The organism is Comamonas sp. HJ-2, assembly GCF_053615495.1.
The window spans coordinates 290,419-313,779 of the sequence record NZ_JBSIFD010000002.1 but is presented as its reverse complement, the minus strand read 5'-3'; the positions used below and the strand labels follow the sequence as shown (position 1 = coordinate 313,779).

Here is a 23,361-nt window from a genome sequence, read left to right as displayed (position 1 = left end):
GACTAATGATGTCAGCACTTAGGCGTTTGAGAGAGCGAGCCCGGCTTGACGCAGGTCAGGACTACCGCGGGCGAGGTCGGCACAATGGTCTGCCGATTCAAGAATGCGAGGTTTCGATGCTCAAGGACAAGGTTGCATTGGTGACGGGGGCTGCATCCGGCATAGGCCGTTGTGTGGCGCTGACATGGGCCAGGGAAGGCGCGCGGGTGGTGCTGGCCGACCTCAACGAGGAGCAGGGTCAGGAGAGCGCGGCCCTGGTGCGCGAGCTGGGTGCCGAGGCACTGTATCTGCGCGCCGACGCCGGCAGCCCGGCGGATCATGAAGCGCTGGTGGCCCTGACCATGCGCCACTTCGGCAGGCTGGACGTGGCCTGCAACAACGCCGGCATTGGCGGAGCCAGTGCGCCAACCGCCGACTATCCACTCGATGCCTGGGAGCAGGTGCTGCGCGTCAATCTCTCGGGTGTCTTCTATGCCTGCAAATACCAGATTGCCGCCATGCTGCAAGGCGGTGGCGGCTCCATCATCAATATGGCGTCCATCCTCGGCGCCGTGGGCTTTGCCAACTCTGCGGCCTATACGGCGGCCAAGCATGGCGTGCTGGGCCTGACCAAGGCGGCAGCTCTCGAATATTCGGCCTGGGGCGTGCGCGTCAATGCCGTGGGGCCGGGCTTTATCCAGACCCCCATGATCAGCGGTCTGGAGCAGGACCCGGCCACGCATGCGGCGCTGGTGGCGGCCCACCCCATGGGACGGCTGGGCCGGCCCGAGGAGATCGCCGAGCTGGTGGCCTGGCTGGCCAGTGACCGCGCGTCGTTTGTGACGGGCGCTTATTACCCGGTCGACGGCGGTTACTTGGCGCGCTGAGTGGTCTGCAGCGGTTTGCTATAGGTTTTGATGACCCTGCGCTTGACTGGCAAGCGCTGCGGGTCAAAACCTTAAACGACTGGCGCCATGGCGGCGGCTTGCATATCGCCGTCGATCTCGTCGGCTCGCACCGAGGCTGCACGCTGCAGCAGCGGCGTGGCATAGGCCTCGAACTCGGGCCGCCTGGGCAAGCTGCCGTCCATCATGCTCCAGCCGATATAGCTGGCCAGATACAGATCGGCGGCCGTGAAGTGGTCGCCGCAGACATAGCGTTTGCCGGCCACCGCATGCAGCAAGGTGTTCAGCACATCGTCAAAGCGGCCAAAGCCCGCGCTTATGGCCTGCTGATGAGTTTGCGATTGCAGCCAGCCTTCGTTGCGGGCGGTTGTGACGGCCTCCACCGGCCCGGCGACAAAGAACAGCCAGCGAAAGTAGCTGGCCCGTTCCGGGCTGCCCATCGCCGGGGCCAGTCGTTTCTCGGGAAAAAGCTCGGCCAGATAGGCGAGGATGGCTCCGGTCTCGGTGACCACGGCATCGCCATGCTGCAGCGCCGGGACCTTGCCCATAGGGTTGATGGACAGGTACTCGGGCGACTTCATCTCGGGTCCGAATTCCAGCTCAACGGTTTCATAGTCGGCACCGCATTCCTCCAGCATCCAGCGCACCATGCGGGCGCGTGATCTGGGGTTGCTGAAAAAGCGCAGCTTGGGTTGCTGAGGTGTGGACATTGCGGCTCTCCTTGGCGGGCTGTTGTGACATGGCAAAAACGCCATGCAGCCAATGTAGGAGCGAGGGCTGACAGTTTCTGTCAGCAGCGCCGTTCAATCCAGCGTGTAGCCGGTTTCGTCCAGCCAGCGCTGTATCAGCGCCTGGCGTCGCTGCGGATAGCGTTCGCCCAAATCCTCCAGCGCGTCCACGCGGTCGGCGCGAAAGTGACGAAAGGCCTGGCGCAACTCGCACCATGCCGAGACCACGCGGCTGCGCTCGAAGTAGGCCATGGCAAACGGCCAGACCCGGCGCTGGCTCGGCACGCCATGCTGGTCGCGGTAATGCAGCACGACCTTGTGTTCGGCGCGGATGGCGCGGCGCAGCGCGGCCTGCCAGGGCTCGGGCGGCGGGTCGTTCTGCATATTGGGAACCAGCAGGCCGCTGGTATCGACGGCAATGCGCAGCTCCAGTGGCAATGCCGAACGGATGCGGTCCATGGCGGCGGTGGCGGCCTGGGCCAGTTGCGGATCGGCCTGCAGGCTGGCCCAGCGCGCGCCCAGCAGCAGTGCCTCCAGCTCGTCGGCGTTGAACATCAGAGGCGGCAGCAGAAAGCCGGGCCGCATCTCGAAGCCTATGCCGGGGTCGCCCAGGATGTCGGCGCCCTGGGTGCGCAAGGTGGCGATGTCGCGGTACAGCGTGCGCAGGCTGATGCGCAGCGCCTGGGCCAGCTCGGGCCCGGTCTGCGGCTGACGGGCGCGGCGCAGCGTATCCAGCAATTGCAGCAAACGGGCGGAACGGCTCATGGGAAAAGTTCAGAGGAGAACGACGCAGGAGTTTGGCATGCTCTCATGCCGGGACGCAGGTTTGTCGTTCTCTGTGCGCTCCCCCCTTCCGCGCAGCGTGAGAGGGGGGAGCTGCCAGATCCGCTCAGGAGGCGGTGTTCATGGCGCCAGCCGTGATCTCCAGGCTGCGCAGGCGCAGCTCGGCGTCATAGACATCGCTGACGATCATGAATTCATCGGCCTGGGTCTCGTCTGCCAGCTTTTGCAGGCCCTGGCGCACGGTATCGGGGCCGCCGATGACGCCCACGGCCAGAAAATCGGCAATCGCCGCCTGGGCGCGCCCATCCAGCTGCTCCCAGAAGTCCGGTATCGGGGGCATGAGGCGGGTGCGGTTTCCGGTCAGAATGCCGAGCACGCGCTGATAGGTGCTGCTGGCCAGAAACCGCGCCTCTTCATCGCTGGGGGCTGCAATCACGGGCACGCCGACAATCGCGTAAGGCTTGGCCAGCGTGGCACTGGGCTTGAACATCTGGCGGTACAGGGCCAGGGCCTGGTGCAGCATGCGTGGCGCAAAGTGCGAGGCAAAGGCGTAGGGCAGGCCCATGTGTGCAGCCAGCTGGGCAGAGAACAGGCTGGAGCCCAGCAGCCAGATGGGCACGTGGGTGCCGGCACCGGGCATGGCGATGATGCGTGCTCCATCCTGCTGATCGCCGAGCAGGCGCTGCAGCTCCTGCACGTCGCGTGGGAAGTCTTCCTCGGTCTCCACGCGGTCGCGGCGCAGGGCGCGCATGGTCGCTCCGTCGGTGCCCGGCGCGCGTCCCAGGCCCAGGTCGATGCGGCCCGGGTAGAGCTCGGCCAGCGTGCCGAAGGCCTCGGCCACCACCAGCGGTGCATGGTTGGGTAGCATGATGCCGCCCGAACCCACACGAATCTTCTGCGTGGCGCCCGCGATGTGGCCGATCAGCACGGCCGTGGCCGAACTCGCAATGCCCGGCATATTGTGGTGCTCGGCCAGCCAGTAGCGGGTGAAGCCCAGCTTCTCGGCCTGCTGCGCGGTGCGCACGGCAATCTGCAGAGCATCGGCCACCGTTGCACCTTCGCGCACGGCGACCAGGTCCAGCATGGACAGCTTGACGTTGTTCAGGGATTTCATGGCGATTGATCTATATGGTTTTGTTAGCTTGCAGCGTTTTCTGGGTCAGCGTTTGCGGCCGATCTCACGTCCAAAAACAATGCCGACCAGCACGCCCCAGGCCAGCAGCACGGCGGCCATGGCGTAATAGCTGCTGCCAGCCTGCATGGCGAATACCGAGCCCAGCAAGGCCACCAGCGCCGCCATGCGGATCATGCGGCGCAACTGGTCCACGGGAAGACGGCCCTTGATGTTGAACAGCACGGCGAGGCTGATGACAGCCAGGGCGATCAGCAGCAGAAACAGATCGCCGCCATAGGGCTGGACGGAAGTGCGAAGGTTTTCAAGCATGGCAACGATTCTGGCAAAGCTCAATGACCGCTGCTGGCTGAGGCCATGCATGAAAAAGCCCACCGAGAGGTGGGCTGTGCTGCGCTAGGGCGGGGAGTCAGTTCAGGCCGAGGGCGGCAAGCAGCGCATCGGCTGCCGTGCCATTGAGCCGCTGCTGATTGCTGACCATCTGCTTGTCCCGATAGCCGACATAGGTGATGCCGCCGCGCTCGACGAACAGGCGGTAGCTCTGGAAGTTGCTGCCGTTGAGCTGGGTGGGCTCCTGTGCGAAGCGCAGCACCTTGGCATCTGCCTGGGTGGCGATGCTGTAATTGCTGACCAGGATCGTCTTGCAGGTGGACACGCCGTTGATGAACAGGGTCCGGTTGCTGGGCAAGCTGCTCATATCGCCCTCGCATTCATAAAAGCGTGCGCGCTGTTCGCCGCCGTTCTCGAAACCCACCATATAGCGCTTGTAGGCGGCGCTGCCATCGGGCTTGAGATAGTCGCGGCGGCTGACCAGCACGCGCGAGTTGTTGCCATGCACATCGGCGGCCGAGACATTGGGCGCAAAGTCGCCGGCATTCCACGCGATGAATTCCGCAAGCGTGGCGCTGCGCCAGGTGCTGGTGTCAGGGTTGTTCGGTGCGTCGGCACGGGCAATGGTGGCGCGGTTGGCGTTGTTGCTCAGGTAGTAGTCGCTGCCGCCCAGGTCGGTGACGGTGCGATAGCTGAGCGTGGAGCCGCTGGGGAAGGTCGTTTCGGCCGGAAGCTGATCGGGCCTGGGGCCCCAGTTGGCAAAGCTGCCGTCGGCAGAGTCCTGCCAGGGGGCGGAGCGGATCTCGGTGACGATGTCACGCATCTTCAGGCCTGCGATATTGCGCACACTCTGCTTGGCTCTGCTGACCAGGCTCTTGCAGTACAGGGATTCGCTCTCTCCGCTCGCGAGGCTGGTGACCTGCTGCACGAAATCGGTGGGACAGGCAAACCATTCGCTGCCGGTCCAATAGACCTGCGGCCGGGTCCAGGGCTGCTCCTGGCCGCCGACCACGCGCTCGCGGAACTCCGTGAAATAGCGTTTGCCGTTGGCATCGGGAGTGTTCTGCTCGGCCGTGGCTTCGAAGGCCCGGATGTAGTAGTTGCTGGTGTCGGTAAAGCTGAGCCAGCGCAGCTGCGTGCTCGCCGCGGGGCCGCCGGCCTCGGGGCTGCTGGATTGCGACTGCATGGCTGCGATCAGGCCCACATTGCCGGCCGTGACGCCCGAGGCACTGGCCACCTGCTGGGCGGCGGTTTCCATGGCGGATTGCTTGTCCTTCATGGAGCTGCTGGTGTCGCTGAGGGCGGGATTGTCCAGCACGGCCGTGGCCAGGGTTTGCAGCTGCTGCAGCAGCACGCTGTTGACGGCGGCGTTGAGCTGTACCGAAGTCAGCGGCGCGCCGTCGACGCCTGTGGCGCCTGCCGTGTTGCTGAGCTGGGTCTGGGTGGTCACCACGATCAGGCGCGCCATGGTTGCGGCCAGCTTGCCGGCGTCGCTGCCGTCCTGGGTGAAATCCGCCAGCGCCGAAGTGCCCAGGCCCAGCTGGCTCTGGATGGCTGCTGCCGCATCGCTGGTGCTGCTGCCCGTGGCCTGGCTGTGCGCCTGGACCAGGGTGCTCAGCGGGCTGACGACGCCAGGCTGATCGGCGGGCGCTCGCAATATGAAAGCCACGGGAACGGCGCCGGTGTCGGCATCGACGGAGTCCTTGGTGACCAGGGCCAGAATCGGGAACTTGCCCACATCGGCCTCTGGCACTTCCAGGCTGGCCTGACCGGCTGCATTGGTGACGGCACTGGGCTCCCCTGTGTCGCAGCTGCCGTTGTCGTTTCTGTCCATGCAGACCCTGACGTTTTGCAAGGCGCCGTCGATCACGGTGGTGGAGATCGATTTTGTGGCCGGAGCCGGGGCGGGCGACGGAGCGGGAGAGGCGCTGTCGCTGCCGCCGCCGCAGCCGGCAATGGAGGCAATCAGGACCAGGGTGCCCAGGGACACTGAGCGGCGGATGAATGGTGTGGTGGTGGGTGCTTGTGACATGGCAGCCTTTGGTTGATAGGGTGGCTGTCGTTGTTTGTAAGCACTTGTTGTCGCGAAAACATCACCAAAATGGGTGAAGGGTTTGCAGCTATTTCAAAGTGTGAGTAAATGAAATGAATCCCCAGCGAAGCTCCATGAGGTGCTTGCTGTGGCGAGCCTTGGAAGGAGGCTCTATGGCGGTAGCGCATCTGCCTTTGATGTTGCAGGAACGGTTGCCCGCATTGATTGCGGCCATCTACGAGTCGGCACTGGAGCCGGCGCGCTGGCAGGGCTTTCTGGCCTTGTTAGGCGCGGCCCTGCGTTCACCGGCCAGCGTGATCTGGGCCAACGACTTTGCGCAGCGGACGGTGGATCTGGACGGGGGCTTTGGCACTTTCGGCGCCAGTCAGGGCTTTGCCGCCGCCGAACTGGAAAGCTTTGCCACGCACTACTGTCAGTGCAATGTCTGGCTGCAGGACCAGAGCCTGCATAGACCGGGCACGGTGGTGAATTCCTCCACCCTGTTTCCCGACCGGAACCTGCCGGGTACCGAGTGGTATGGCGACTGGCTGCGGCCTCAGGACCTGTTCTATTCCTGCGCGGCCGTGGTCGACAATCAGCATGACCGATCGTTCAACATCACCGTTGTCAGGCCGCATGCCGTGGGTGCCTACAGCGCCGAAGAGCTGGGCCTTGTGCAGCAGCTCATGCCGCATCTGCAGAGCGCGTTTGCGATGCACCGACGCCTGTATCGTACCCAGGCATTGCTGAATGCATCGCTGGCCGTACTGGAGGATCTGCCGGTAGGCGTGGTTCTTCTGGACGAGCGTGCGGCCGTGATGCATGCCAGCAGCCGGGCCTTGCGCCTGATGGAGCAAAGCCAGCTGATGTATCGCGCGGCCGACGAGAGCCTGCAGGCCACCAATGCCGCAGACCAGCGCTGGTTGCAGAAAGCCATGCGGGACTGTGTTGCCACGGGGCTGGGCAAGGCGCTGCACCACGGGCGGGCCAGCCGCTTCACAGGGCTGGCCGGACAGCAGTTGCAGGTCATGGTGTCGCCCTTGCCCATACATAGCAGCCCCTATGGCGAGCGCAGTGCCGCCATGCTGCTGATCAGCGATCCGGCGCTGAGCATTCCTTCGCTGCAGGACTTGCTGCGCAATCTCTATCGGCTCACGCTGGCAGAGGCTCAACTGGCCCAGGCGCTGATCAATGGCTGGACCCTGCAGGAGTTCGCCGAGAGACAGGGCCTGTCCATCCATACCGCGCGTTCGCAATTCAAATCGGCAGCGGTCAAGGTCGGTGTGGGGCGGCAGGCTGATTTCGTGCGCGTGCTGCTCACGGGGCCTGCCATGCTGCGCTGGCGCGAGTGAGTCTCGGACCCTCAGTCGCGCGTGACGCGCATCACCTCGGCTTGCGTGGTGATGCCTTCGCGAACCAGGCGTTCGCCATCCTCGCGCATGAGCTGCATGCCTGCAGCCATGGCAGTCTCGCGGATCTCGGCCTCGCTGGCACCGCGATGGATCTGGGCGCGAATCGCATCGTCCACGGCCAGCAGCTCGAAGATGCCGGTGCGGCCCCGGTAGCCGCTGGGCTCGCTTTGGTCGACCTTGCGTACCAGGCGCTGTGCCAGCACTCCCAGCAGTGAGGACGACAGCAAAAAGGGCTCGACCCCCATGTCGATCAGGCGGGTGACGGCGCTGGGTGCGTCGTTGGTGTGCAGCGTGGCCAGTACCAGGTGGCCGGTGAGCGAAGCCTGGATGGCGATCTGCGCGGTTTCGAAGTCGCGGATTTCGCCGATCATGATCACGTCCGGGTCCTGGCGCAGCAGGGCGCGCAAGGCCTTGGCAAAGGTCAGCTCGATCTTGGCGTTGACCTGGGTCTGGCCCACGCCGGCCAGCTCATATTCGATGGGGTCTTCCACCGTCATGATGTTGCTGTGGCTGGCATCCATGCGCTGCAGCGCGGCGTAGAGCGTGGTGGTCTTGCCCGAGCCCGTGGGGCCGGTGACCAGAACGATGCCGTGTGGCTGCGCCGTGAGATGGGTAAAGCGCCTGAGCGTCTCGCCGCTCATGCCCACGGCTTCCAGGCTGAGCTTGCTCTCGCTCTTGTCCAGCAGACGCAGCACGGCGCGCTCGCCGTGGGCACTGGGCAGGGTGGAGACGCGCACGTCAATGGCTCGTGTGCCCAGGCGCAGGCTGATGCGCCCGTCCTGGGGCAGACGCTTCTCGGCAATGTCCAGGTCGGCCATGATCTTCAGGCGGCTGATCAGGGCGGCGTGCAGGGCGCGATTGGGCTGCACCACTTCGCGCAGATCGCCGTCCACGCGAAAGCGCACGCTGGAATGGCGCTCGTAGGGCTCGATATGGATGTCCGACGCGCCGTCGCGTGCCGCCTGCGTGAGCAGGGCGTTGAGCATGCGGATGATGGGGGCGTCGTCGGCGGTTTCCAGCAAGTCCTCCACGGCTGGCAGGTCCTGCATCATGCGCGTCAGATCGGCATCGGACTCGACTTCGCTGACCACCATGGCCGCGCTGGAGTCGCTTTGCGCATAGGCCGCGCTGATGCGATGGGCCAGCGCGCCGCTGTCCAGCAACTGCCAGCGTTGCACCGCATGCTTGCGCTGCACTTCGGAGATGGCCGACCAGTCGGGTTGCGGACCATGCCAGAGCACGGGCTCCTGGCCGTCATCCTCGATCAGCAGCTGGCTGCTGCGGGCAAAGCCATAGGGCAGGGGGTAGCGCATGCCTGGCCTTCGCTTACAGGGTGCCCGGGGGCAGGGTGGCGGGCGTCACAGGCGTCACGGTCACAGGCTGGCCGTTCACCGTGGGCTGGCCGGGACGCGTGAAATCCACGATCTCGGGCTTGGCGCCGGGCACGATGACCACATTGGCCGCGCGAGCCGGCGTTGCACTGCTGGAGGCTGGCAACAAAGGCGCGGCATTGACATTGCGCATCAGCAGATTGGGGTCGGGCTGCACGGTCTGCTGCATGCCGCGAATCGACTCATAGCGGTCCTGCGAGAGCTGGCTGGTGGAGTTGGCGTCACGCAGCACGGTGGGGCGCAGAAACACCATCAGATTGGTCTTCTTGCGCTCGCGGCTGGTGTTGCGGAACAGATTGCCCAGCAGGGGAATGTCGCCCAGCAGCGGCACGCGCTCCTGGCTCTGGCTGTATTCGTCGGCAATCAGGCCGCCCAGCACCACGATGGCACCGTCCTCGACCAGCACATTCGACTCGATGGAGCGCTTGGTGGTGGTGGCGCCGGACTGTGCATTCGCCGTTCCCTGTTTGACCGCAGAGTTCTCCTGGTAGACGGCCATCTTGATGGTGCCGTTCTCGTTGATCTGCGGACGAATCTTGAGCAGCGTACCCACGTCCTTGCGCTCATAGGTGGTGAAGGGATTGACCGAGCCCGAGGTGCCGGCGGTGTTGGTATAGGAGCCTGTGGGGAAGGGCACGTTCTCGCCCACCATGATGCTGGCCTCCTCGTTGTCCAGCGTCATCAGATTGGGCGTGGAGAGAATGTTGGTGTCGCCGTCGCCCTGCATCAGGTTGACCAGGGCGCCCAGGCTGGTGTTGCCGTTGACGTTCTGGGTGAAGCCCAGGTTCATGCCCTTCATGCCGCCGATCGCCGAGGCCTGGCTGTCGGTGAGGGGCGTGCCGTTGACCAGATTGCCCACGGCACCCGACAGGCCGAAGATGTTCGAGATGCCGCTGATGGAAGTGCCGTTGCCGAGCACGCCCAGCACGCGGCCGTTGTTGCGGATCACCGAACTCCATTGCACGCCGAGCTGGGCCGCCTTGTCGGCGGAGACTTCGACAATCAGTGCTTCGATCAGCACCTGGGCGCGGCGGCCGTCGAGCTTGTCGATGACGGTGCGCAACTGACGGTACAGCGGGCCGGGGGCGGTGATGATCAGCGAGTTGGTCGTGGGGTCGGCCTGGATCATGCCGCCCGTGGAGGGTTGCTGGGCCGTGCCAAAGCGTGAGCTGGGGCCGCTGTTGCCACCGCCCAGGCCTACGGTGGCGCTGCCGTCCGTGCCGCGGGAAATCACGGGCTGGGAGCTGGCTGCATTCGTGGTCGAGCCGGCGGCTGCCGTCATGCCCGGCTGGCCGCCCAGGGCGGTGCTGGCACTGGTCTGGGCGTTGATGGCGGCACGCAGCGTGGCGGCCAGGGACACCGCGTCGGCGTTCTTGAGATACACCACATGGATGTTGCCGTCATCACCGTTGCCCGTCATGGCCGGCTGGTCCAGACGCGCGATCAGCGAGCGGATCTGAGACAGCTTGGCCGGGTTGGCCGCACGGATCAGCACCGAGTTGCTGCGCGGCTCTGCCAGTATGGAGGTGCGGAAGCTGGTGTCCGCCTGGCCTGCTGCCGCGCCGGCTCCGGCCTGGACCACGCCGCCTGCGGTGGCAGAGCCGCCTTCCATGAGGCGATTGACCAGGGCCACCATGTCGGCGGCCACGGCATGGCGCAGCGAGATGACTTCCACATCGGTGGCGTTGGATACATCGGTGCTGGCGATGATGCGCGAGATGCGCTGCAGATTGTCCGCGTAGTCGGTGATGATCAGCGAGTTGTTGCCGGGGTTGACGTTGATGGTGTTGTTGGGGCTGATCAGCGGCCGCAGCACGGGCACCAGATTGTTGGCGTTCTCGTAGTTGAGCTTGAAGATCTGCGTGACGATCTGTCCGCCGCCAGCCTGACTGCCGCGTCCGCCCTGGCCGACGGAGACCTCGCTGGACTGCAGCTTGGCATCGGCTTCTGGAATCACCTTGAACAGACCTGCCGACTCCGTCACCGTGAAGCCCTGCATGCGCAGTGCCGCCAGGTACTGCTGATAGGCAGTGGCAGGCGAGACGGCCTTGTCGGTCAGCAGCGTGATCTGGCCCTTGACGCGCGGATCCACCACCACGTTGCGATTGGTGATGGCTGCCATGGCGCGCGACACGGCCTCGATATCGGCATTGGTGAAGTTCAGCGTGACCGGCTCGCCAGGTCGCAGACTGGGAGTGGCATTCGCTTGTCCGCTCTGGGTTTGAGCATGAATAGGTGCTGAAATGCAGACGGCAAGCGAGGCAACAGCTATCGAATGCAGTGTGTTTTGCCAGGCGGTGCGTGAATGCTGAGTCATGTGTCAACCAAAGGTGATGATGGAGCGCGCACCCTGGCGGCGCCCCAAGATATTGAGCAAATTCGACAGAGCGGCTTCGCGCTCGGGGCTGGCAGAGGCTTCGCCCCTGAAATGCAGGCGCGAGCCCACCCATTGCCCCTGGCCGCTGAGCTGCAGGTCGCCGCCCAGCGTGGTCAGATTCAGCTGGGCATTGTCTCCGCCCTGTATATCGAGGCGGTAGCTGCCCAGGGGCTTGAGCGACGACAGCCTGGACGATACGGCCAGGGCTTCGAGCCGCGTCAGGCCCTGGCTGTTGGCACGACCGGCGCGATACTGCAGCGTCAGCCCGACGGTGGACAGGCGCAACTGGCCCTGCAGGGCCACGGTGTTCCAGGGCGTGCCCAGGCCGGCCAGCATGTCGGCGGGCAGTTGCAGCACGCTGTCCTTGAAGCGCACCGTCATGGCGTTCCAGCCCGGCTGCAACTGCGCCAGCATCGGGGTGCTGGTGCAGCAATCGCTTTGCAGGCTGATGCTGGCGCCGCTCAGGCCGGGTCGCAGTGTCCAGTTCAGGCGCGTGGGCAGGCTGCTCTGGTCCTGGCTGTCCTTGCCGCCTGTGAGCACCAGCCTGGCCGAGCCGCGCCAGAGCGTGCCGCGCGGCTCCTGCAGCTGTACCTGGTCGGCTGTGATCGATTGCACGCCTGCGGCCAGCCAGGCCGCCGGAGCCTGGACCAGCACCGTCAGCAGAGCACCCAGCAAGGCACCGCCCACTGCCCAGCGGCGCGGCGAACGCGGATCGCCCGCATCGCGCTGTCTGCGCAGGGCTTGGCTGGCGGGGCGTGATCGGGACAGTTTCATGGCCTGGGCTCAGTTCTGCCCGCCCGCGTTGTCGGGCAAATCGAGCAGCAGATTGCCGCTCCAGCGTGTAACGGCAGCGCCGTCGACGCTTTCTCCGAGATTGCGGTTGAGCTTCATCTCGGCCACCGAGGCATGGCTGTTATCACGCACCTGTGCCAGCCAGCGGGCCAGGGCGGGGGCGGCGGCATTGCTCAGGCTGACCTGGGCACGGTTGCCCAGCCACTGCAACTGTGCGCTGTTGCCGAGTTCGGTCTTGAGCGACTGCTCCAGCTGCGTGCGCGCATCGGCGCTATTGCCCTGCGGCTGCTGGCGCAGCAGCTCGGCCTGGGCCTGCATCTGCAGCATGTTCTGCAGCTCGCGCTCCGCTGCCGCATGGCGTGCGGGGGCCGTGCGCAGGCTGTGCAGTGCCGGTGCCAGCGCCACCCACCAGAGCAGGGCCAGCAACACGACGCTGGCGGCGATCAGCAACAGATTCTGTTCGCGCTGGGCCAGGGCACTCCAGCGCTGGCGCAGCGGAGCCAATGCGGTTTTCAAGGCGTTTTTCTGCTTCATGGCCTAGCCTTTGCACTGAGCACCAGATCTGCTCCTTCGCGTTGCAGCATATAGCCATTGGCCTGCAGGCTTTGCTGTGCGTCGCCCAGTGCTTCGGGATTCAGGTCCAGACCCGAGATACGCAGCTGCTTGTCCTGGTATTGCAGGCTCTTGGCATTCTGCACGCCCTGAATGCCGGCGCTAGCGGCCAGCAGGGCTTCAAGGTCGCTGGCGGACAGTGCGCCGGAGTTGCTGCGCAGCAGATCCAGTTCGCGTTGCATCTGTACCGGAGCATCGATGACGACGGGCACGTGAGGGAAGGTGGTCTGAAGTACCTGCTTGGCCTGCTGCTGGCGCAGTTCGATGGCACGGTTTTCCCTGAAGGCCCAGGCGTTGAGTCCGGCCAGCTGGGCGACGACGGCAATGCCTGCTGCCCAGCGCGCAGCACGCCATTGCGGGGCCTTGGCGAAACCATGCCAGGCATCGAGCAGGCGGCGCTTGGCGCGGGTGCTGCCGCCCAGGTCCAGATCGAACTGGGCCAGGTCGCCGGCGTAGCCATGGCTTTGCAGCAGCCGCTGGGCGGCGGTGAAGATGCTGACCGGGCGCTGCAGTGTCTCCGCGCTGTGTGCCAGATGGGGTTCGGCCAGCACCGGCAGATCCTCGGGCAGGCGAGCCAGCAGTGGCTGCAACAGGCCGCCATCGGCATGCAGGGGCAGGACGACGAGGCAGGTCTGTGCATCCAGTCCGGTGGCACTCAGCTGGGGCAGGGTGCTGTCGCCTGACAGAAGCAGCTGGGCCTTGCTGCTGGGCCATTGTTCGGGCACCAGGCGGCTGGCGGCATGACCATGCTGCTCCAGGGCCTGCAGATGGGATTGCAGCCAGCCCTTGTCGCAGGCAGCCACCCAGCAGGTCTGACCCGCCGCCGAGCCAGCGTCCAGTGCCAGGTGCATGGCGGACGGCTCATCGAGCAGCTTTTCTTCCAGCAAACCCTCAAGCACGGCGCGCAGACGCTGCTGGCGCCGGCTTTGCACATTCAGCCCCAAAGGCAGGGTGACGGCATGCCAGGACAACTGAGCTGCGGGGATGACGGCGGTGATCTGGGCCGTGCGGCCCGTGGCCGGCAGCAGGGACGCCGCAGCCTGGCCGCTGCGCTGAATGCTTTGGCCATCGTCGCTGAGGACGTAGAGATATTCCGTGGCGGAGTTGGCGTGCTTCGCCGACAGCTGTATTAGCAATGTGCTCATGAGGGAAGATGCAGCATTCTATGGGGGCAGTGTGACATCAGGGTGTCAGGGTCTGGCAACCGCGGGCATACCCCAGTCGGCATGCTCCTGCCACAGGGTAGTCACGCTCATGTCCTTGCGCTGAATCAGTGAACGCTGGCTCAAGACGTTGTCCCCGAGGCGCAGGCGACCGCGGGCTTCGAAATAGCTGGTGGTCACGGAGTGCATGGCACTGTTGAAGACGCCGCTCAGGCCTATGGCCGCAGCCGCTGCATTCAGGGACTTGAAAGGCGAGGCGTCGCGCAACTGCACCAGCTGGTTGGCGCGGGCCCAGTCCAGGTCCTCGGTGCTGGCCCAGATGACCTCGGCGCTGGCCGTATTGAGATTGACCATGGTGCGCTCGGGCAACAGCGAGACATAGGGCTCGATGCGCGCGATGATGCGCGGATCGACGCCCAGCCAGCCCAGTTGCCCGACGGTGCGCGGCATCAGCGGCGCAGCCAGGCTCTTGCCGCGCAGGGCTTGCTGCAAGGCCGTGGCGATCTGCATGACGGAGCTTCCGGGCAGACCCAGGCGCTCGAACAGGCGCAGAAAAGGCTTGAGGTTCTCCTCCTTCACGCTCGAATCGGCCCCGCTGAGCAGATTGCGCAGATTCAGGCGCGACTGCAGATCCACGATCTCGCCCGAGAGAAAAGCGTCCTGCATGTCGGCAAGACCGTCATCGACCTGGCTGACATTGTTCTTGGCTGCCAGAAATGTGGACAGGCGAGCCTCCTTCAGCGGCACCGCCCAGGGCTCGCCCAGATGATCGACCGGGTTGCTGCGGTTGGCGCGCGAGTCCTCCTGCAGCACCACGCGCGACCAGTCCAGCGCACCCAGCAGCAACCAGTTGGCCTGCACGCGATTGCGTTCGGCGGTCTCGATTTCCACATCGCGCCATTGCTGCCAGAGCGCGGCCGAGGCCAGGGTGGCAACCAGCACCACCGTCAGCATGGCTGCCAGCAGTGCTGCACCGCGCTGGCGCGCGTGTCTGAAACTGGCACGCCCCAAGCCGGAAACCCCGAGCATGGGCCGTCCCGTAGCGATGGCGTTGTCCCCCTGGGGGGAAGGCGCGAAGCGGCTCAGGGGGGATTTCATGATCTGGAGTTCGAGCGCAGCGGGTTGACCCAGTCCACCGTCATCACTCCATTGAGCGCGCGGCCTGGGGGCAGTGTCAGTTCTATGCGTATGCCGTCGGGCACGACGGGCAGCACGGGGTTGCCGTCGCTGCCGACGCTGCTGCCGTCATCGCTGCCCTGATCGCTGGACTGCGGATTGGTCCAGGCGTTGCTGCGGTAGTAGTAGACGCGCCACAGATCAAGCGGGATCAGCACGGTCTCGCGGCGCATCTGGTCGCTGGAAGGATTGCGGCCCCATTGGGCCGCCTGGTTCCAGGCATCGTTCCATTCGCTGACCGTGCGCGCGGGCAGCGATTGCCAGCGCACCCATTGGAAGCGGCCATCGACATTGCGGCGGCTCCAGGCCACGATGAGCGCCCCGTTGTCGACGGCTGCACTGGTCTTGCGCGTCAGGCGCAGCACCTGGCCGTCCCAGTCCAGCACCTGGCGGCCCTGCAGCGGCATCAGCGCGTTGAGGTCGGCATTCCACTGGGCCAGCACGGTCTGCATGACGGCGTGTTGCTCACCTTGCTCGCGTGTCACTTCCTGAGCCCTCAGCATGCCGTCGATGCCGCGCCAGCTCATGATGGCCAGCAGGGCCATGGCGGCCAGGGCGACCAGCAGCTCGATCAGCGTGAAACCTTGGTTTCTGTTGCGCATGCTGCTCATGATTCAGTAGCGACCGACGATGGTGGAGACGCGCAGCACCGCAGCAGCCTCGGAAAACACCTGGGCATCCACGCGCCTGAAACTGGGATTGGGCGTGGGGCGCACGCTGAGCTGTACCTGCATCTGTCTGCCGGCCTGCTGGCACTGGATGCTGGTGTCGCCGACGGCAGGCATCTGATTGAACAGGCGCAGTCGCACCAGTTCGTTCTGCGCGCAGAGCTGGGCCAGGATGACGTCGGACTGGCGTTGGGCGTTGCGCGTCAGGGCGCTGCTGGCCTGAAGTCCAGCCAGCAGGGTGACGCCGACAATGCCGACCGCGACCAGTACCTCGATCAGCGTGAATCCGCGCTGCAGCAGGACGGGCTTCATGGCGTCACCTGCAGGCTTTGAATACTGAACGGGCGCAGCCCGTCGGTGGCCAGCCGCAGTGGTGCCGAGTTGCTGCCGGGCAGCGACAAGGTAATGCTCTGTCTTGGAATCAGCGGCTCCGGCCCCAGCACCACGGGTGTATTGGGCTGCACCAGCACAGGAGTCTGCAGCCATTGAGTGGGCATCTTGACGTTGGGTGGCAGGCCTTCAAACCGGAAGCCCTGCGGCAGCGGGCGCCAGACCACCAGCGTGCCGTTGGTGCGGGCCTGGGCGCGTGCCGACTCCAGCAGCGTGGCCAGGCGCTGGGCTTCGCGTTCAAGCTGTTGCTCTCCGCTGTCGCGTATGGCCAGGCTCACACCCGCCGTCGCCAGTGCCATGATGGAAATCACCACCAGCAACTCCAGCAAGGTAAATCCGGCGTGTTTGAGTTGAGCCATGAAGGAGTGAGCGGCCGAATTGCTGATGTGAAGCAGGTTAGACGGAGGACGTTTCGCCGCCGGGCAGCCCCAAGGCGAAACTCGGCTTTAGCCGGTCAGGGCCCCTTGGGGGCAGCGACCACACGCAGTGAGGGAGCGTGAGGTCGATGCTCTTGTGGGGGCCTCCTTAACGCTCATTGCCAGGAGCCAATATCCGCATCCTTGCCTTCGCCGCCGGCCTTGCCGTCAGCGCCCAGGGACATGATGTCAATGGGGCCCTTCACGCCTGGGTTCAGGTATTGATAAGGATTGCCCCAGGGGTCATTGGGCAGCTTTTCCAGGTAGGGCTTCCAGTTCTGCGGAGCGGGGCCGGTGGTGGGTTTGACCACCAGCGCCTGCAGGCCCTGTTCGGCCGTTGGATAGCGCTGGTTGTCGAGGCGGTAGAGCTTGAGCGCCTGGTTGATATTGGCGATATCGGTCTTGGCTGCGGTCACGCGGGCATCGTCGGCGCGGTCCAGCACATTGGGCACGATAAGCGCTGCCAGCACGCCAATGATGACCAGCACCACCATCAATTCGATCAGGGTAAAGCCGCGTGATGCGGCGTGGCGAATAGCAGACATCGGATGACGGCAGTTGGTGCTCATTGGAAACTGTAGGAAAAATGCAGTATTGCGCCATCATAATCGTCGAATGCGACTGCAATCTTTCAATACCGGTCAGGGCCTTTCCATGCCGGTCAAACTCACGACCCTGCTGCTGTGGGCGATGGCCGCTGCGGTGGTGGTGTTCTGGACACTCCGGTTCGTCGGCAGTGCCAGTGAGCAGTTACCCTCGGTTGTACCTGCTCAGCCGGTACAGGCCAATGCCCAGGCCATGGCCAAGGCTTTGGGGGCGGTCGCAGCGCCTGTCGCCGCCGTGGCCGCACCGGTGGCCAGCCGCTATGCGCTGCTCGGGGTGCTGGCAGGGCACGAAACAGGAGGCGGTGCCGCCGTGATTGCCGTGGAAGGCAAGGGCAGCAAGGCCGTGCGTGTGGGCGAGGCCGTGGAGGAGGGCGTGATTTTGCAATCGCTGGCGGCGCGCGAAGCGCGACTGGGTCCTGCCAACGGGCCGACCAGCACGGTGCTGCAATTGCCCAGTCCGCCCATGGCCAGCTTCAACTGAGTTCGAGCCGCAGACACTGTCCATAGGCGGGCGCCGGCAAGGTCCACTCATGGCTTTGCGGCAGCCGGCGGCCATGCTGCGGCAGCCACTGCGCGCAGCGCGCCACGCCTGCGTGGCAGATCCACACCATATGCTCGCTGTTGCTGCTGAGCGCGTCCTGCAGCGCCTCATTCACGCGCTGCAGCATTTGTGCCAGGGATTCGCCGTCGCCGGGCGCGTGCAGCGCCAGATCGTGCGCCCAGGCGCCGATGGCGGCTTCGCCGATGTCGTTCCAGCGCAGGCCTTCCCAGTGGCCGAAATCCATCTCCAGCAAGCGGCCGTCGGGAGTGGAGACGAAATCCGGCTCCAGCGTCTGAAGGTAGAGTGCCAGCTGCCTGCATCTTTGCAGCGGCGAATGCCGGATCTGCAGCCTGCCATGCAGGGGCCGCAAAGATTGCTGCAAGGCCTGGGCGGCTTGCCGGTTGGCCTCTGCATCGGCGGCGATATCGAGGCGGCCGTAACAGCGCTCGGTATCGATCAAGGGACGTGCGTGGCGCACCAGCCATAAGGTCTTCATGGCCGTTTAGAGCAGCTGGCGCAGATAGATGCAGCTGGCCAGCAGCAGCGCCAGTTCATTGAGCTGCTGGCAGGCGCCCAGACAGTCGCCCGTCATGCCGCCAAGGCGCTTGCTCAGCCAGAGCCGCATCAGCCAGGTGGTGAGCAGCATGGCCGCCAGCAGGCTGGGCACAAAGCTCCAGACGCCGAGCCAGCCCAGCAGGCCCAGTGCCGGCAGGCACCAGAGGCCGCCGGTCAGCAGCCCTTGCCAGCCCAGTTGCTTGCCTGCGATATGCAGGGTCTTGCTGCTCGCGGCCAGGCCGACGTGGGGCAGGCTGCGCATCAGCACCAGCGGCGCAAAGCGCGACAGCACATGAATGCAGCACACGAGGATGAGCACCGGCACCGGTCCCCAGAAGGGCTGCATGACGGACAGCAGCAGGGCGATCAGCACGACCTTGGTGAGCAGGGCCATGAGCAGCGCCATCACGCCATAGGCACCGATGCGCGAATCCTTCATGATCTCCAGCGCGCGCTCGGGTGGGACCAGGCCGCCCAGCCCGTCGGCGACGTCGGCCAGGCCGTCCTCGTGGAAACCGCCGGTCAGCCAGAGCGTGCCGGCGGTGCTGATGAGGGCCGCCGCCAGTGGCGACCAGGGGCTTGCCGGCAGCAGCCAGAGCAGGGCTGCAAGCAGCAACGCGGCCCACAGGCCCACCAGCCAGCCCACGCCGGGCAGATGCGCGGCGCTGGCACGCTGCATCTCGGGGCTCCAGCCCACCCAGGCCGCCAGACGTCCAGCCACGGGGATGCGGCTGAAGAACTGGACGGCCAGCAGATAGTGGCGCAGGGCTTGCATGGTGTTGCGAATAAAAAAGGAGCTTACTTAGCTTGGTATTCCTATGTTTCAGAGTCTTTTTTATCTGAAATCAATACAGGAAGCGTGATAGCAGCTCCTATTTTTATTACTTCAAGAACAATTGGTAGGCAGGATTACCGGTTTCCTCCACCCAGGGATAGCCGAGGTTCTTGAGGAAGCTGTCGAACTTCTTGTGGTCCTTGGCAGGCACCTGCATGCCGACCAGAATGCGGCCGTAGTCGGCGCCCTGGTTGCGGTAGTGGAACAGCGAGATATTCCAGGTCGGTGCCATCAGGCTCAGGAACTTGAACAGCGCGCCGGGACGCTCGGGGAAGACAAAGCGCAGCAGGCGCTCGTCCTGTGCCAGCGGCGAGTGTCCGCCCACCATATGGCGCAGATGCTCCTTGGCCATCTCGTCGAAGGTCAGATCCAGCGCCTCGAAGCCGTTCTTCTGGAAGTTCTTGCAGATCTTCTCGGACTCGCCTCGGGTCGGCGTGGTCAGGCCCACAAACACATGGGCCTTGCTGTCGTGGCTGATGCGGTAGTTGAACTCGGTCACGTTGCGCGGGCCGCCGGGCAGCTTGCCCACCACCTCGCAAAAATGCTTGAAGCTGCCGCGCTCCTCGGGGATGGTGACAGCGAACAGGGCTTCTCGCTCCTCGCCGACTTCGGCGCGCTCGGCTACGAAGCGCAAGCGGTCGAAGTTCATATTGGCGCCGCTCAGTATGGCAGCGTAGGTTTCGCCCTTGGTCTTGTGCCTGGCCACATACTGCTTGATGGCCGCCACGCCCAGGGCGCCCGAGGGCTCGACGATGGAGCGGGTGTCGGTGAAGATGTCCTTGATGGCGGCGCAGACGGCATCGGTGTCCACGGTTACATAGTCATCCACCAGGCCCTGGGTGACACGGAAGGTTTCCGCCCCCACCAGCTTCACGGCCGTGCCATCGGCGAACAGACCCACATCGGCCAGCTCCACGCGCTCGCCCGCCTGCACGGACTGCATCATGGCGTTCGAGTCCTTGGTGTGCACGCCGATCACCTTCACCTCGGGGCGCACGGCCTTGATGTAGTTGGCAATGCCGGCAATCAGACCGCCGCCGCCGATGGGCACGAAGATGGCATCCAGACGCTGGCTGCCCAGCTTCTGCAGCTGGCGCAGCAACTCCATGGCGATGGTGCCCTGGCCGGCAATCACATCGGGGTCGTCAAAGGGGTGGACAAAGGTCAGCCCCTCGGACTTTTGCAGCTTGACGGCATGCTTGTAGGCGTCCGAGTAACTTTCTCCGGCCAGCACCGCCTCACCGCCCAGGGCGATCACGGCATCGATCTTCACCTGGGGGGTGGTGGTGGGCATCACGATCACGGCGCGGCAGCCCAGCTTCTTGGCACTCATCGCCGTGCCCTGGGCATGGTTGCCCGCGCTGGCGCAGATCACGCCCTTTTGAAGCTGCTCGGCCGTCAGATTGGCCATCTTGTTATAGGCGCCGCGCAACTTGAAGCTGAACACGGGCTGCTGGTCCTCGCGCTTCAGAAGCACTTTGTTGTGCAGGCGGCGGCTGAGGTTCTTGGCAATGTCCAGATCCGACTCCACGGCCACGTCATAGACGCGTGCATTGAGGATGCGAGTCAGATAATCGGCAGGGGTCAGGGCTTGAGTCATGGTGCAAATCGAAAGCAGAGCACCAGAGTCAGGGTAATCAGCCTGCCGGGTGCATGGAAGCCGACCATGATAGGCGCTTGCTTGCTGCGCTGCAGTACTCGCTCAAGAGGTGCATGCTGCTGCTCTGAGAAGCGCGATGAGCAGGCACGAAAAAAAGCCCCTAGCTCAGGAGCTAGGGGCTGAATCCACCATTAGAGGAGGTGGAGGAGACAAATGGTGCGATACAGATTGGTGTTAACCAGTAATCTGCAGTCTGCCTGCGGGTTTGACCTCACAGGTAACGCTTGGGTTGTATTGTATGGGGCTTGTGTTTTCTGTGCATCAAAAGATTCGGGTTTTTATGTATTTGATGCAAAATTGCAACAGTTTCGAGAGGAAAAACAATGGAATGCACGGTTAGTTGGACAGGCGCGGCCACCGGAACGCGCTCGGGCATGGGTTTTGTGGCAGAGACCGGCAGCGGCCATGTGGTCAATATGGATGGCGCGCCGGACGAGAAGAACCCGGCCAACGGCGGTCGCAATCAGGCTCCGCGCCCCATGGAGATGCTGCTGGCCGGCGCCGGCGGCTGCACGGCCTACGACGTGGTGCTCATCCTCAAACGCGGTCGCCACGATGTGAAGGGCTGCAGCGTGCAGCTGACTTCCGAGCGCGCCGAGACCGACCCCAAGGTGTTCACCAAGATTCACATGCAGTTCACGGTCAGCGGCAAGAGCCTGCCGGCCGGTGCCGTCGAGCGTGCCATCGCCATGAGCCACGACAAATACTGCTCGGCGACCATCATGCTGGGCAAGACGGCCGAAATCACTACGGGCTTCGACATCGTCGAAGCCTGAACTGGACGTTCGATCGAAAAACGGGCCTCAACGGCCCGTTTTTGTTGAACAGACGCTAATCAGATGCGATGCGCCGTAAACGTCATGACTTTGGCCGCCACACGCATCAGCCCCTGGGCAATCGGGGGCAGCTGCATCGCACCTTCGTCGATCGCTGCTGCGGCATGACGCTCTTCGTCATCCTTCATGCGCTCGACCACGGCACGCGAAGCCTGGTCTTCCTCGGGTAGGCGACCCAGATGGCTTGCCAGGTGGGCAGAAACCTGATTTTCTGTCTCGACCACAAAACCCAGGCTGGCGGCATCGCTGAATTTGGCGGCAATCGTACCGATGGCAAAAGCGCCAGCAAACCACAGCGGGTTCAGCAAGGAGGGCCTGTCACCCAGAGCATGCAGGCGCTCGCGGGTCCAGGCTAGGTGGTCCATTTCCTCGCGAGCGGCATGCAGTAGATGCTCGCGCAACTTCATGTCCTTGGTCACCATGGCCTGGGCGTTGTACAGCGCCTGAGCGCAGACCTCGCCCACATGATTGACGCGCATCAAGGCTGCGGAGAGCTTGCGCTGCTCATCGCTCAGATCGGCTTCGGCGATCCCTGCTGCAGGCGAGCGCTCTGCGGCCACCGGGTCGGCAAACAGAGTGCGAAGAGCTGCATCGGCAGCGGTCAGAAACTTGTCCATGGCTAAAAAGAACTCAGTGCGGCGCCTGTCTGGCGTCAATGCACATAAGGTACACCAGAGTGACTCATCCGCAACTTGCGCTGGGGCAATCCTAGGCCGAAACCCTTAAGGGTGTGCCCGCTAGTGCGGCTTGGTGTTTGTTGCGGTGGTGCAACGAAAACGCGCCGAATCGAGCAGTTTTGGGTGAATTCCTTTGCGCTGGGCTCGGTGGTCTGGTGCAATAGACCCAACTTCCCCACCAGGAGGTTGGCGCGGGAAACCGGTGGAGCTCGAGGCTCAAGTCTCTCTCCCATAGAACCGGCGCCCTTCTAAACCTTGGAGTAACTCGTAATGAAAAAATCTCTGATCGCCCTGGCAGTGCTGGCCGCTTCCGGCGCCGCAATGGCTCAATCTTCCGTGACCCTGTTTGGTGTGGTTGACACCGGCGTTTCCTACGTCAAGGGCAATGGTAACGGTGGCACTTCCAACTACGGTCTGCACAATGGTTCCAACGCTTCTTCCCGTCTGGGCGTGCGCGGTGTTGAAGACCTGGGTGGCGGTCTGAAGGCCGGTTTCTGGCTGGAAGGCGCTATCGGCACTGACGTGGGCGATGGCTCCGGTGCTGGTCTGTCGGGTGGTTCCGGTTTCCAATTTGGTCGCCGTTCCACCGTGAGCCTGATGGGCAACTTCGGTGAAGTGCGTCTGGGTCGTGACGAAGTGGTCGCCTACAACAAGCTGTCCGCTCACTCCAACTTCAGCGTGATCGGTATTGGCGGCTTCCGCGGCTGGGGCTACAGCCAAGACGGCGCTATCCGTCAAAACAACAAGATCACTTACCTGACACCTAACTTCTCCGGCTTCACTGCTGGCGTGGACTACGCCTTTGGTGAAAAGGCTGGCGACGGTCAAAACGGTCGTTACTTCGGCGGTTTTGTGGCTTACAACAACGGCCCTCTGGCTGTGACTCTGGGTGCTGACCGCAAGAACAATCCTTCTACCACTGACGGTTCCTACACTGGTTCCAATCTTGCCTTCACACAAGGCGACAAGCTGGACTCCTACGGTCTGGGCGCTACTTATGACTTCGGCGTGGCCAAGGTCAACGGCCTGTTCCTGCAAGTCAAGGAAAAGGGCGCTGCTGTGAACTCCAAGCTGACCAGCTACGCTCTGGGCGTGTCCGCTCCCGTGGGTGGCGTGGGTGAAGTCAAGGCTCAGTACGCTCTGTACAAGAACGGCGGCGACCTGGCTGGTAAGGCTCACCAGCTGAGCCTGGGTTATGTGCACAACCTGTCCAAGCGTACTGCTCTGTACGGCACATACTCCTTCCTGAAGAACAAGGATGACGCTACATTCAAGCTGGGTGGTGCTCAGTCCTACACTGTTGCCCCCGGCAAGGCTAGCAACGGTATCCAAGTTGGTATCCGCCACGCTTTCTAATCAATTGCTG

The 23,361-nt window shown here is 64.1% G+C and carries 24 protein-coding genes; 5 read left to right on the top strand and 19 right to left on the bottom strand.

Features of this window, described 5'->3' with window-relative positions:
• Window positions 1-116 precede the first annotated feature (116 nt).
• Window positions 117-866, top strand: a complete 750-nt coding sequence (locus ACWGXF_RS02975) for an SDR family NAD(P)-dependent oxidoreductase (RefSeq protein WP_256629742.1) — start codon at window positions 117-119, stop codon at window positions 864-866.
• A 71-nt stretch (window positions 867-937) separates the two neighbouring features.
• Here the strand turns inward: ACWGXF_RS02975 and ACWGXF_RS02970 are convergent, their stop codons facing one another.
• The 5 genes from ACWGXF_RS02970 to ACWGXF_RS02950 all read right to left on the bottom strand — a co-directional run bounded on the left by ACWGXF_RS02970 (window position 938) and on the right by ACWGXF_RS02950 (window position 5,889).
• The gene (locus ACWGXF_RS02970; protein WP_043003597.1) at window positions 938-1,594 is read right to left on the bottom strand and encodes a glutathione S-transferase family protein; all 657 of its coding nucleotides are present in this window, start codon (window positions 1,592-1,594) and stop codon (window positions 938-940) included.
• A gap of 93 nt (window positions 1,595-1,687) precedes the next feature.
• Complete coding sequence (locus ACWGXF_RS02965; RefSeq protein ID WP_256629743.1) at window positions 1,688-2,377, bottom strand: helix-turn-helix transcriptional regulator; 690 nt, start codon at window positions 2,375-2,377, stop codon at window positions 1,688-1,690.
• Window positions 2,378-2,501: 124 nt separating this feature from the next.
• Window positions 2,502-3,509 carry an LLM class flavin-dependent oxidoreductase gene (locus tag ACWGXF_RS02960; RefSeq protein WP_256629744.1) on the bottom strand — a complete coding sequence of 336 codons (1,008 nt, stop codon included), beginning with the start codon at window positions 3,507-3,509 and terminating at the stop codon, window positions 2,502-2,504.
• 45 nt (window positions 3,510-3,554) lie between these two features.
• Window positions 3,555-3,839: a hypothetical protein gene (locus ACWGXF_RS02955; RefSeq protein WP_256629745.1), complete on the bottom strand. Its 285-nt coding sequence runs from the start codon at window positions 3,837-3,839 to the stop codon at window positions 3,555-3,557.
• A 97-nt stretch (window positions 3,840-3,936) separates the two neighbouring features.
• Window positions 3,937-5,889 (bottom strand): hypothetical protein, encoded by a 1,953-nt coding sequence (locus ACWGXF_RS02950; protein WP_256629746.1) that lies wholly within the window; start codon window positions 5,887-5,889, stop codon window positions 3,937-3,939.
• 173 nt (window positions 5,890-6,062) lie between these two features.
• Here ACWGXF_RS02950 and ACWGXF_RS02945 point away from each other — a divergent pair, with 173 nt between their 5' ends.
• Window positions 6,063-7,241: a helix-turn-helix transcriptional regulator gene (locus ACWGXF_RS02945; protein WP_256629747.1), complete on the top strand. Its 1,179-nt coding sequence runs from the start codon at window positions 6,063-6,065 to the stop codon at window positions 7,239-7,241.
• Window positions 7,242-7,252: 11 nt separating this feature from the next.
• On the opposite strand, the gene ACWGXF_RS02940 is transcribed toward ACWGXF_RS02945, so the two are convergent.
• The 10 genes from ACWGXF_RS02940 to gspG all read right to left on the bottom strand — a co-directional run bounded on the left by ACWGXF_RS02940 (window position 7,253) and on the right by gspG (window position 16,831).
• Window positions 7,253-8,614 (bottom strand): GspE/PulE family protein, encoded by a 1,362-nt coding sequence (locus tag ACWGXF_RS02940; protein ID WP_452101668.1) that lies wholly within the window; start codon window positions 8,612-8,614, stop codon window positions 7,253-7,255.
• Between the two features lie 13 nt (window positions 8,615-8,627).
• On the bottom strand, window positions 8,628-11,009 hold the full coding sequence (gene gspD, locus ACWGXF_RS02935; RefSeq protein WP_012837005.1) for a type II secretion system secretin GspD: 2,382 nt from the start codon (window positions 11,007-11,009) through the stop codon (window positions 8,628-8,630).
• Window positions 11,010-11,012: 3 nt separating this feature from the next.
• Entirely contained in the window at window positions 11,013-11,843 is an 831-nt protein-coding gene (gspN, locus tag ACWGXF_RS02930) for a type II secretion system protein N (RefSeq protein ID WP_256629748.1), read from the bottom strand.
• 9 nt (window positions 11,844-11,852) lie between these two features.
• The gene (gene gspM, locus ACWGXF_RS02925; protein WP_012837007.1) at window positions 11,853-12,395 is read right to left on the bottom strand and encodes a type II secretion system protein GspM; all 543 of its coding nucleotides are present in this window, start codon (window positions 12,393-12,395) and stop codon (window positions 11,853-11,855) included.
• Window positions 12,392-13,618, bottom strand: coding sequence for a type II secretion system protein GspL (gspL, locus tag ACWGXF_RS02920; protein WP_256629749.1), 1,227 nt, complete (start codon window positions 13,616-13,618; stop codon window positions 12,392-12,394). Before gspL ends, gspM begins: the two co-directional genes overlap by 4 nt.
• Window positions 13,619-13,663: 45 nt before the next feature.
• A complete protein-coding gene (gspK, locus tag ACWGXF_RS02915; RefSeq protein WP_256631302.1) occupies window positions 13,664-14,665 on the bottom strand; it encodes a type II secretion system minor pseudopilin GspK in 1,002 nt (333 codons plus the stop codon).
• A gap of 65 nt (window positions 14,666-14,730) precedes the next feature.
• On the bottom strand, window positions 14,731-15,423 hold the full coding sequence (locus tag ACWGXF_RS02910; RefSeq protein ID WP_080944425.1) for a PulJ/GspJ family protein: 693 nt from the start codon (window positions 15,421-15,423) through the stop codon (window positions 14,731-14,733).
• A gap of 3 nt (window positions 15,424-15,426) precedes the next feature.
• Window positions 15,427-15,792, bottom strand: coding sequence for a type II secretion system minor pseudopilin GspI (gspI, locus tag ACWGXF_RS02905; RefSeq protein WP_256629751.1), 366 nt, complete (start codon window positions 15,790-15,792; stop codon window positions 15,427-15,429).
• The gene (locus ACWGXF_RS02900) at window positions 15,789-16,229 is read right to left on the bottom strand and encodes a prepilin-type N-terminal cleavage/methylation domain-containing protein (RefSeq protein ID WP_256629752.1); all 441 of its coding nucleotides are present in this window, start codon (window positions 16,227-16,229) and stop codon (window positions 15,789-15,791) included. The genes gspI and ACWGXF_RS02900 overlap by 4 nt, the downstream gene beginning before the upstream one ends.
• A gap of 173 nt (window positions 16,230-16,402) precedes the next feature.
• Window positions 16,403-16,831: a type II secretion system major pseudopilin GspG gene (gene gspG / locus ACWGXF_RS02895; RefSeq protein WP_080554087.1), complete on the bottom strand. Its 429-nt coding sequence runs from the start codon at window positions 16,829-16,831 to the stop codon at window positions 16,403-16,405.
• A 70-nt stretch (window positions 16,832-16,901) separates the two neighbouring features.
• On the opposite strand from gspG, the gene ACWGXF_RS02890 reads away from it, so the two are divergent.
• Window positions 16,902-17,372 carry a general secretion pathway protein C gene (locus tag ACWGXF_RS02890; protein WP_256629753.1) on the top strand — a complete coding sequence of 157 codons (471 nt, stop codon included), beginning with the start codon at window positions 16,902-16,904 and terminating at the stop codon, window positions 17,370-17,372.
• Here the strand turns inward: ACWGXF_RS02890 and ACWGXF_RS02885 are convergent.
• From ACWGXF_RS02885 to ilvA, 3 genes are all read right to left on the bottom strand, one after another.
• On the bottom strand, window positions 17,365-17,928 hold the full coding sequence (locus ACWGXF_RS02885) for a histidine phosphatase family protein (protein ID WP_452101667.1): 564 nt from the start codon (window positions 17,926-17,928) through the stop codon (window positions 17,365-17,367). The genes ACWGXF_RS02890 and ACWGXF_RS02885 overlap by 8 nt on opposite strands.
• A gap of 6 nt (window positions 17,929-17,934) precedes the next feature.
• On the bottom strand, window positions 17,935-18,762 hold the full coding sequence (locus ACWGXF_RS02880) for an adenosylcobinamide-GDP ribazoletransferase (protein WP_256629755.1): 828 nt from the start codon (window positions 18,760-18,762) through the stop codon (window positions 17,935-17,937).
• A gap of 106 nt (window positions 18,763-18,868) precedes the next feature.
• Window positions 18,869-20,422: a threonine ammonia-lyase, biosynthetic gene (ilvA, locus tag ACWGXF_RS02875; protein WP_019043008.1), complete on the bottom strand. Its 1,554-nt coding sequence runs from the start codon at window positions 20,420-20,422 to the stop codon at window positions 18,869-18,871.
• Window positions 20,423-20,805: 383 nt separating this feature from the next.
• Between ilvA and ACWGXF_RS02870 the strand changes: the two genes are divergently transcribed.
• The gene (locus ACWGXF_RS02870; RefSeq protein WP_034348285.1) at window positions 20,806-21,258 is read left to right on the top strand and encodes an OsmC family protein; all 453 of its coding nucleotides are present in this window, start codon (window positions 20,806-20,808) and stop codon (window positions 21,256-21,258) included.
• Window positions 21,259-21,317: 59 nt separating this feature from the next.
• Here ACWGXF_RS02870 and coq7 read toward each other — a convergent pair whose 3' ends face one another.
• Window positions 21,318-21,935: a 2-polyprenyl-3-methyl-6-methoxy-1,4-benzoquinone monooxygenase gene (gene coq7 / locus ACWGXF_RS02865; RefSeq protein WP_256629756.1), complete on the bottom strand. Its 618-nt coding sequence runs from the start codon at window positions 21,933-21,935 to the stop codon at window positions 21,318-21,320.
• Window positions 21,936-22,265: 330 nt separating this feature from the next.
• On the opposite strand from coq7, the gene ACWGXF_RS02860 reads away from it, so the two are divergent.
• The gene (locus tag ACWGXF_RS02860) at window positions 22,266-23,351 is read left to right on the top strand and encodes a porin (RefSeq protein WP_256629757.1); all 1,086 of its coding nucleotides are present in this window, start codon (window positions 22,266-22,268) and stop codon (window positions 23,349-23,351) included.
• The last annotated feature ends 10 nt before the right edge of the window (window positions 23,352-23,361 follow it).

Coding starts and splice junctions, on each gene's coding strand:
- ACWGXF_RS02890 (WP_256629753.1), top strand. CDS start 16,902: ATGCGACTGCAATCTTTCAATACCGGTCAGGGCCTTTCCATGCCGGTC.
- ACWGXF_RS02940 (WP_452101668.1), bottom strand. CDS start 8,614: ATGCGCTACCCCCTGCCCTATGGCTTTGCCCGCAGCAGCCAGCTGCTG.
- ACWGXF_RS02950 (WP_256629746.1), bottom strand. CDS start 5,889: ATGTCACAAGCACCCACCACCACACCATTCATCCGCCGCTCAGTGTCC.
- gspK (WP_256631302.1), bottom strand. CDS start 14,665: ATGCTCGGGGTTTCCGGCTTGGGGCGTGCCAGTTTCAGACACGCGCGC.
- gspN (WP_256629748.1), bottom strand. CDS start 11,843: ATGAAACTGTCCCGATCACGCCCCGCCAGCCAAGCCCTGCGCAGACAG.
- gspM (WP_012837007.1), bottom strand. CDS start 12,395: ATGAAGCAGAAAAACGCCTTGAAAACCGCATTGGCTCCGCTGCGCCAG.
- ACWGXF_RS02910 (WP_080944425.1), bottom strand. CDS start 15,423: ATGAGCAGCATGCGCAACAGAAACCAAGGTTTCACGCTGATCGAGCTG.
- ACWGXF_RS02900 (WP_256629752.1), bottom strand. CDS start 16,229: ATGGCTCAACTCAAACACGCCGGATTTACCTTGCTGGAGTTGCTGGTG.
- ACWGXF_RS02960 (WP_256629744.1), bottom strand. CDS start 3,509: ATGAAATCCCTGAACAACGTCAAGCTGTCCATGCTGGACCTGGTCGCC.
- ACWGXF_RS02860 (WP_256629757.1), top strand. CDS start 22,266: ATGAAAAAATCTCTGATCGCCCTGGCAGTGCTGGCCGCTTCCGGCGCC.
- ACWGXF_RS02975 (WP_256629742.1), top strand. CDS start 117: ATGCTCAAGGACAAGGTTGCATTGGTGACGGGGGCTGCATCCGGCATA.
- ACWGXF_RS02870 (WP_034348285.1), top strand. CDS start 20,806: ATGGAATGCACGGTTAGTTGGACAGGCGCGGCCACCGGAACGCGCTCG.
- ACWGXF_RS02965 (WP_256629743.1), bottom strand. CDS start 2,377: ATGAGCCGTTCCGCCCGTTTGCTGCAATTGCTGGATACGCTGCGCCGC.
- gspL (WP_256629749.1), bottom strand. CDS start 13,618: ATGAGCACATTGCTAATACAGCTGTCGGCGAAGCACGCCAACTCCGCC.
- gspG (WP_080554087.1), bottom strand. CDS start 16,831: ATGTCTGCTATTCGCCACGCCGCATCACGCGGCTTTACCCTGATCGAA.
- gspD (WP_012837005.1), bottom strand. CDS start 11,009: ATGACTCAGCATTCACGCACCGCCTGGCAAAACACACTGCATTCGATA.
- gspI (WP_256629751.1), bottom strand. CDS start 15,792: ATGAAGCCCGTCCTGCTGCAGCGCGGATTCACGCTGATCGAGGTACTG.
- ACWGXF_RS02970 (WP_043003597.1), bottom strand. CDS start 1,594: ATGTCCACACCTCAGCAACCCAAGCTGCGCTTTTTCAGCAACCCCAGA.
- ACWGXF_RS02880 (WP_256629755.1), bottom strand. CDS start 18,762: ATGCAAGCCCTGCGCCACTATCTGCTGGCCGTCCAGTTCTTCAGCCGC.
- ACWGXF_RS02945 (WP_256629747.1), top strand. CDS start 6,063: ATGGCGGTAGCGCATCTGCCTTTGATGTTGCAGGAACGGTTGCCCGCA.
- ACWGXF_RS02885 (WP_452101667.1), bottom strand. CDS start 17,928: ATGAAGACCTTATGGCTGGTGCGCCACGCACGTCCCTTGATCGATACC.
- coq7 (WP_256629756.1), bottom strand. CDS start 21,935: ATGGACAAGTTTCTGACCGCTGCCGATGCAGCTCTTCGCACTCTGTTT.
- ACWGXF_RS02955 (WP_256629745.1), bottom strand. CDS start 3,839: ATGCTTGAAAACCTTCGCACTTCCGTCCAGCCCTATGGCGGCGATCTG.
- ilvA (WP_019043008.1), bottom strand. CDS start 20,422: ATGACTCAAGCCCTGACCCCTGCCGATTATCTGACTCGCATCCTCAAT.